This window comes from Paraburkholderia madseniana (assembly GCF_009690905.1).
Lineage (GTDB): Bacteria > Pseudomonadota > Gammaproteobacteria > Burkholderiales > Burkholderiaceae > Paraburkholderia > Paraburkholderia madseniana.
In genome coordinates this window covers 61,294-68,450 of sequence record NZ_VOSW01000054.1, presented here as the reverse complement: position 1 = coordinate 68,450, position 7,157 = coordinate 61,294, and the positions used below count along the sequence as shown (strand labels likewise).

Annotated in this window: 6 protein-coding genes; 1 reads left to right on the top strand and 5 read right to left on the bottom strand. The window is 63.4% G+C overall.

The features are described from left to right. Positions 1 to 421 precede the first annotated feature (421 nt). Positions 422 to 1,009, top strand: coding sequence for a BPSL1445 family SYLF domain-containing lipoprotein (locus FSO04_RS26480; RefSeq protein WP_154564079.1), 588 nt, complete (start codon positions 422 to 424; stop codon positions 1,007 to 1,009). 174 nt (positions 1,010 to 1,183) lie between these two features. On the opposite strand, the gene FSO04_RS26475 is transcribed toward FSO04_RS26480, so the two are convergent. The 5 genes from FSO04_RS26475 to FSO04_RS26455 all read right to left on the bottom strand — a co-directional run bounded on the left by FSO04_RS26475 (position 1,184) and on the right by FSO04_RS26455 (position 7,153). Next, positions 1,184 to 2,308 (bottom strand): porin, encoded by a 1,125-nt coding sequence (locus FSO04_RS26475; protein ID WP_154564077.1) that lies wholly within the window; start codon positions 2,306 to 2,308, stop codon positions 1,184 to 1,186. A gap of 242 nt (positions 2,309 to 2,550) precedes the next feature. Further along, positions 2,551 to 3,720 carry a thiolase C-terminal domain-containing protein gene (locus FSO04_RS26470; RefSeq protein WP_154564075.1) on the bottom strand — a complete coding sequence of 390 codons (1,170 nt, stop codon included), beginning with the start codon at positions 3,718 to 3,720 and terminating at the stop codon, positions 2,551 to 2,553. A gap of 6 nt (positions 3,721 to 3,726) precedes the next feature. Further along, positions 3,727 to 5,262 carry a class I adenylate-forming enzyme family protein gene (locus FSO04_RS26465; protein ID WP_154564073.1) on the bottom strand — a complete coding sequence of 512 codons (1,536 nt, stop codon included), beginning with the start codon at positions 5,260 to 5,262 and terminating at the stop codon, positions 3,727 to 3,729. Continuing rightward, complete coding sequence (locus FSO04_RS26460; RefSeq protein ID WP_154564071.1) at positions 5,259 to 5,666, bottom strand: Zn-ribbon domain-containing OB-fold protein; 408 nt, start codon at positions 5,664 to 5,666, stop codon at positions 5,259 to 5,261. The genes FSO04_RS26465 and FSO04_RS26460 overlap by 4 nt, the downstream gene beginning before the upstream one ends. Further along, positions 5,663 to 7,153 (bottom strand): carboxylase, encoded by a 1,491-nt coding sequence (locus FSO04_RS26455; RefSeq protein ID WP_154564069.1) that lies wholly within the window; start codon positions 7,151 to 7,153, stop codon positions 5,663 to 5,665. Before FSO04_RS26455 ends, FSO04_RS26460 begins: the two co-directional genes overlap by 4 nt. Positions 7,154 to 7,157 lie beyond the last annotated feature (4 nt).

Below are 7,157 nucleotides of genomic sequence, written 5' to 3'. Positions count from 1 at the left end.
CACGCATTACCAGAGGCTTCAGCCACTTCGTTACCTCCATGACTGCTCCGGTTGCTTCCGGCTGGAGCGGTTGCCGGGCGGGGCTTGCACCCGCTGGAAAGCGCCGCCTTTTCACGGCGCACACCCTCAACGGATCTTCGCCTCGCGGGAAAGCATTCGGCTCCGGTGAGAAACATCCGCGCGCGACCCTGACCTGATTTTGTCTGTCCAGTTGCCGCTATGATGAGAGACGGGAGCGAGCGAATAGGCGCCAATGTTCGCTGTCTGCGTGCGCCGATAAGGACGGCGGTCAGGGCGGAAAATCGCAATGATCGACTCAGTCCGTGCATTGCGGCGAAGGACGAAACAGAGCTATGGTATATAACCTTAGTCAGTTGCTCCCTCAGTAGGAATTTAGCAACGAACCATGATGGAGGTCGCGATGCAAAGGCGAAACTTCATACGGACAGGGGCTGCCGCGCTCGCTGTCGCCGGTCTTTCGTTCGCGGCTTGTACGGCCACGACGAGTCATGCAGCGACCAGCGAGTCCAACGCAGCGAAACGTCGGTCAATCGATGCAAAGGTCCAGGGCACCATGTCGCGACTCTACGCGAACGTCAGGGGTTCGCGGGAACTTGTCGCAAAGGCGAACGGCGTGCTCGTGTTCCCCTCCGTGATTCAAGCCGGCTTCGTCGTGGGCGGTCAATACGGCGAAGGTGCATTGCGCGTAGGCGGGAAGTCGGTGGGCTACTACAGTACGGTATCCGGTTCGTTCGGCCTCCAGGCGGGTGGCCAATCCAAGGCCATCATCTTCCTGTTCATGACGCGTGATGCGCTCAACCGCTTTCGCCGCTCCGACGGCTGGTCAGCAGGGGGCGAAGGATCGGTCGCGCTTGTGAAGGTAGGAGCGAACGGGGTGATTGATACGAACACGGCAACCGCGCCGGTCGAAGCGTTCGTGCTGACGAATGCCGGTCTGATGGGCGACGTCTCCCTCTCGGGTACCAAGGTGTCGCGTCTGAAAATCTGATGACGGAATTGGCCCTGTGGTTTCGCACGGTCCTCACTATGACGAGTCGGTGAGGAAGGTCAATGCTCATCCCGCCTTTCCGGGTGGCGACAACTTTCGCCGCTGTCGCTCGGCGCCCGCCGCGATAGGACGCGGCTCGCGTACGAAGGGTGTGCGAGCCGGTCCCGGGTTCGATCAGAAAGAGTGACGCAGACCGATGTTGACCGCGGTGGTTCCCATGCGTGGCGCCACGGGCGCGCCATAGGTGATGGTCGTGGTCGCGTTGCCTTTGTTGTTCACGTAGCCAACCTGCGCATAAACCAGCGTGGCTTTGGAAAGGCTGTATTCGGCTCCCGCGGCGATCTCGGTCGACTTGTTGGCCGAGTTATTCTTGTCCTTCAGGTAATACAGGCCACTCGTGACCTGGAAAGCCGGCGTAAAGCGATAGCCGAGCCCGACCGAATACAGGTCCAGGTCGACCAGATTCGAGTGCGCGGGATTCTTGCCGTTACTGTAGGACGCTGAAACGGAGAAGCCCTTGATCGTGTACAGCGCACCCAGATACCAGAAGCGATTGTTGTCGAGCCCGGTGGGGACGGTCGTCGGACCGGGGTTCGTATCATGACCGTTGTAGTACACCGCCGACAGCTTCAGCCCGTAATTCGAATACTTCAGCACCGCCGATTCGCGCGTGCCACCCTGGAAGCTTCCCGCGACGCCGCCTGGCGCGTATTCGAGCGCGCCGCTCACGCCGCCGAAGCTCGGCGACTGATAGACGATCGCATTGCTGTCGTACAGCGCGCCGATTGGTCCGTTGGTACTGGTGCCCGGCCAGCCCGCCGCCGTGTTCATGCCCAGCCACGCGGTCAGGATGCTGCCGAAGTACTGGCCCGAGCGAACGTCGGTCTCCGCCATCGCGTAGGCCATCGGCACGATCTGGCGGCCCAGGTTGACCGAACCGAACGGGCCGGAGAGGCCGACGGTCGCGACCTGATTGAACTGCGCCGCAACGCCCGGCGTATCAGAGAGACCGAACTTGCCGGTGCCACTGTCGAACACGCCCTGCAGCCTGAAGTTGACGTGGTAGCCGCCGCCGATATCCTCGGTGCCTTTCATGCCCCAGAGACTCGAATAGATGCCACCGTCCTTGTAGCGATAGACCTTCCCGAGGTTCTTCGCCGCCGGGCTGAAGGAGGCAGCCGAGGTGCTCTGATAAAGCAGACCGGAATCAATGACGCCATACAACGTCACCGACGACTGCGCGTACGCCGAAGTTCCGATTGCGGCCAACGCGACCACAGCGATTCCTTTCAACTTCATTCTGTCTCCTAATTAATTTATATGCTCAACCCGCAACTGCCAGATCCACCTTCACAACGTAATCCGTCGCTGTCATCAGACGACGGCTACGAATAGTGCTCAAACTACCCACGCACGCCGTTTTCCAACACCTTGCCAGTAACACGAAGCAACACCGCATCGGCCGACACGACGGCGTTCGGTGTCCGCCACTCGCGATTTGACCTTCGTGGTGTCCGCCATCGGTACCGCGAACAGCATGCTCAGTCGGCTCCCAGGACCATCACCATGTACGCCGACATGACGAGACCACCGGCCTGAACCAGACACGATCGCGCATCCTTCACCTGGCGCTCCCCGGCCTCGCCGCGCATCTGCCGGACCGCCTCGATCATGAGCTGCATGCCGAATTGTCCGGAGTGGTTGAACGACAGCCCGCCCCCCGACGTGTTGAGCGGGAATGCGCCGCCCGGCGCGATCCGGCCGTCGCGCACGAACGCGCCTGCCTCGCCCGGCGCGCAGAAGCCCAAGGCCTCCAGGCCGTGCAAGACGTTGATCGTGAACGCATCGTAGATCTGCACGACGTCGAGGTCGCTGCGGCTCGTCTGCGCCATCGCCAGTGCGTTGGCGCCGCACGTCGCGAGAACATCGTCGTCGAGCCAGTCGTTGCTGCGTAGCGGCGTCGTATGGTGCAGATATGCATCGTCGAAGCCTCGTACGACAACCGGGCGCTTCCTCAGGTCGCGGGCACGGTCCGCGCGCGTCACGATCATCGCTCCGGCACCGTCGGTCACCTGGCAGATGTCGTACTTGCGCAGCGGATCGGACACCATCGGCGCAGCCAGGTAGGCCTCCATCGTCAGGTCCTCACGCGCCGCCGCGTTCGGATTCAGCTGTGCCCACTTGCGAGCGGCCAGCGCGACTTCGCCAAAGTCCTCCGGCTTCGTGCCGTAGCGATGCATGTGCAGCTGCGCCTGCATCGCGTAGAAACCAATTGGACTCAGCATTCCATAGGGCTGGATGAACTGTCCGTTGGGCGAGCGTGGGTCGGTAGCGTGGCCGCCCTTCTGGCGGCTGCGGTCCAGTCGCTGCGTACTACCGTAGGTGATCAGCGCCACGTTGCACAGGCCGGCCTCGATGGCGCCGATCGCGTGGACAAGGTTCGTGATGTTCGACTGGCCGCCCACCAGGGTGCTGTCAACGTAGCGCGGCTTCAGGCCGAGGTATTCGGTAACCAGCAGACCGGCCGCGCGGTCGTCCCAGTAGGCGAACACGCCATCGATATCGTGCGGCGCGATGCCTGCGTCGAGCATCGCGCCGCGCGCGGAGCGGCATTGCAGGCTGAGCGCCGTGTCTCCGGGGCCGGCCTTGCCGAGTCCAGCCTCGTCGATGCCGACGATCGCATATTGGTGAGCGAGTGCATGCTTCTTCATCGCCGCCTACCTCTTCGCGCCGAACTGCAAGCGGATGTCCTTCTTGAGCACCTTGCCGACCGTACTGCGCGGCAACGTTTCCCAGAACACCACATCCTTGGGGGCCTTGGTGCTGCCCAGGCGCTGCCTGCACATCGCGATCAGTTCGTCGGCGCTGACCGACTGGCCGGGCTTGAGCTCGACCACTGCGGTGACGCGCTCACCCCAGTCCTCGTCGGGGATGCCGACCACGGCACAGTCCTGTACGGCCGGATGCCCCCAGATCACCTGTTCGATCTCGCCGGGATAGATGTTGAATCCACCGGAGATGATCATGTCCTTCTTGCGGTCGACAATGTACAGGTAGCCGTCGGCGTCGAACTCGCCGATATCGCCGGTGTGATGCCAACCGAACTGGTGCGCATCGGCATTGGCCTGCGGGTTGTTGAAGTACCCCGGCGACACCAGTTCGCCCTTGGCCACGATCTCACCGCGCTCGCCCACACCGACGATTTGCCCGTCATCGTCCATCAGCGCCACTTCGCAGGCGCCCGTGGGCCGGCCCGCCGAGCTTAGGCGCTTCAGGTGCCTCGGATCGTCGCCGACTTCATGGTCAGAGCGCGACAGGCAGGTGATAACGCCCGGTACTTCTGCCTGTCCGTAGGCCTGGAAAAACACCGGCCCCCACAAGGCCAGCGCCTCCCTCAGCTTCTCCACCGACATCGGCGCGGCGCCGTACATCACACATTCGAGCGACGAAGCATCGCGACGGCTGGCGTCCGGATGCGCGAGCAACCGGTAGATCATGGTCGGCGTGAGGAACAGGTGCGTGACCTTCTCGCGCTCGATCGCCTCGAGGATGCCGCCGGCGTCTGGCGACGGCGTGAGCACGTTGCGTGCGCCGAAGATCGCCATCGCCATCGTCGTCGCGCCCGCGGCGTGCGTAAGCGGCGCCACCACAAGATGCACGGGGTCCTTCTCGGGCACGGCAAACTGGTTCTGGATGCGGTATGCGGTCAGCAGCGAGCGATGGGTCTGCATGATGGCCTTGGGCCGTCCGGTGGTGCCGCCGGACGACTTGATCTGCGCGACAGCGTCGAGCGGCTTACGCACGGCGACGCGGCGGCCCGCGTGGGCGCGGCTCCAGCCGGCGATGCACGGCCCGCCTTCCTCAACTGGCTCGTCGAGGCCGATCACGACCTTTAGCGTCGGTACGCCTTCTCGAACGCGCGCCAGGTGCGGGGTGAACTGCGCGTGGCACACGAGCGCACTCACCTCGGTGAAATGCATGAACCAGATCAGGTCGTCAATGGCGTCGCGCCCGTTCAGCGGCACGTAAGTGGCGCCGGAGCGAAGGATACCGAGCATCGCGACGAAGCCGATCAGATTATTCGGCGTCAGGATACCGACATGGGCGTCGCCGAGGCCGAGTTCGCCGAGCGCGAAGGCGACCGCATGCGAATTACTCTCCACCTCTGCGTATGTGAGCCGGGTATTCGAATCCTGGAGGCAGACGCGGTCGGGAAACTTCGCCGCGCCGGCATCGAACGAGTCTGTAATCATGAAGCCACCGAGAGTTTGAATTGAGGAAGCGTGATGTCGTCGCTGATCGACTCGAACACCACTTCGACCGGCGCGCCGACGCTGAGCTGATCCAGGTCGGAATCGACGATCTGGGTGAGCATGCGGACACCCTCGGCCAGGTCGATCATCGCGATTGCGTAAGGCACCTTGCCGGCCATCGCCGGGTTGGCGGCAATGTGGCAGATCGTGTAGGTGTAGATTCGTCCCCGGCCGCTCGCATCAACCCACTCCATGTCGTCGCACAGGCAAACGGTGCAGAACGGTCGGGGGTAGAACTGATGCCGTGCACAGGCGGTGCAGCGCTGTATCGCGAGCCTGCCCGCCCTGGCGGCCGCCCAGAACGGCGCGGTCTCCGTGGTCGGTTGGGGTAGCGGCCGGCTCATATGCTGGCTCCAAAGGTCGCGCCAGTGACCTGGACGCGCCGTCGAATCCGTCCGAGACCTGCGACCAGATCGGCGAGCGGATTGCGCACGCTGAACTCGTCGCCGTTGCCCGTGGGTGACAGACCGTCGATCTTCTCGTCGCCATACATATAGCGCAGCAGCAGGGCGTCATCGTCCAGTTTCGGGTAGCGCTTGCGAAGGCCCGGCAGCACCGGTTCGAGCGGCGGCGGTGTGAGCGCGACATCGCGCGAGCCGCTCTGGAGGATGCGGTCCTTGACGTCGGGATCCACAGGCAAGGGCAACTCGCCGAAATAGTCGCAGACGTACTTCTTCACTTCGTCAGGCACCACCTTGTAGCGCTCGTTGTTGAGGACGTTCATCACCGCCTGTGCCGCGACGATCGCGGGATAAGGCGTGACCATGATCGGCGAGCCGAGTTCGACGCGCACGCGGCCAATCTCTTCGAGCACCGCAGGCAGCTTGTCGGCGATCCCGGCCTGCCTGAGTTGCGATTCCAGATTGCTCATCGCGCCGCCCGCGTACTGGGTAACGTAGTGACTGGGTTCGTACTCGGCAGGCGCCCCGACCGGTTGCTGCTCCCGTTGCGCCACTGCGCCGAGGTAGTCCCCAACCTCGTCGAGCAAGCCGTCGTTGACCACGACATCAAAGCCGATCTCGCGCAGATTGCGCGCAATCATCTGGCTGGCCGGCAGCGAATTGCCGTTGGCCAGCGGATCGACCGCCGTCAGGATGCTGTCCGCGCCGTGCACCGCGGCCTCGATCGCGAGCCATGGCCCGAGCCCGGTCAAGCAGTGCGTGTTGAATTCCAGCCGCTTGTCGCCGATCGCCTGCTTCAGCGCCGGCACGAGCGTGCGGACCCTGTCGATCGTGAGGATGCCAGCCGCATCGCCAAGCGCGACGGTCTGTACGCCGAAACGCTCGACACCTTCGCGCGCTTTCCGCGCATATAGCGCGTCGTCATAACCGGGCGCGATGTTGTAGCCGAGTCCGAGCGTCACATTGGCGCCGAGCCGATGTGCCGTGCCGATGCTCGAGGCGAGATTGTCCGAGCACAGCAATGCATCGAAAACTGCAACTTCGCGGATGCCGTTGGCGATCTGCCGTTCGACAAAGAGGTCGGTGATATCGTCGGCCACCGGAAAGAAACCGCGCATCAGGTTGCTACGAACGGCGCCACGCATCGGCGTGCGGGTGATCCGCTCACGCAGCAGGCGGATGCGCTCGAACGGGTCCTGATTCAGGAACAGCACGCTCGCATCGAACTGGACCAGCGCGATCGTCTGCATCGAGACGAAGCCGGCCTGGTCCATGCGTTCGGCGATGGGCAGCATGTGCTCAGTGCGCATGCGGGTGGCCCACAGGCATTGCTGGGCATCGCGCAGCGTGTCGTCTGTCAGGTGGATGGTACGGCGCTTGCCAGTGCGCGCGGTCTGAGCCGCGACGAGACTCTTCAGGTGTTCGAACATTGAG

Coding starts and splice junctions, on each gene's coding strand:
- FSO04_RS26480 (WP_154564079.1), top strand. CDS start 422: ATGCAAAGGCGAAACTTCATACGGACAGGGGCTGCCGCGCTCGCTGTC.
- FSO04_RS26475 (WP_154564077.1), bottom strand. CDS start 2,308: ATGAAGTTGAAAGGAATCGCTGTGGTCGCGTTGGCCGCAATCGGAACT.
- FSO04_RS26470 (WP_154564075.1), bottom strand. CDS start 3,720: ATGAAGAAGCATGCACTCGCTCACCAATATGCGATCGTCGGCATCGAC.
- FSO04_RS26465 (WP_154564073.1), bottom strand. CDS start 5,262: ATGATTACAGACTCGTTCGATGCCGGCGCGGCGAAGTTTCCCGACCGC.
- FSO04_RS26460 (WP_154564071.1), bottom strand. CDS start 5,666: ATGAGCCGGCCGCTACCCCAACCGACCACGGAGACCGCGCCGTTCTGG.
- FSO04_RS26455 (WP_154564069.1), bottom strand. CDS start 7,153: ATGTTCGAACACCTGAAGAGTCTCGTCGCGGCTCAGACCGCGCGCACT.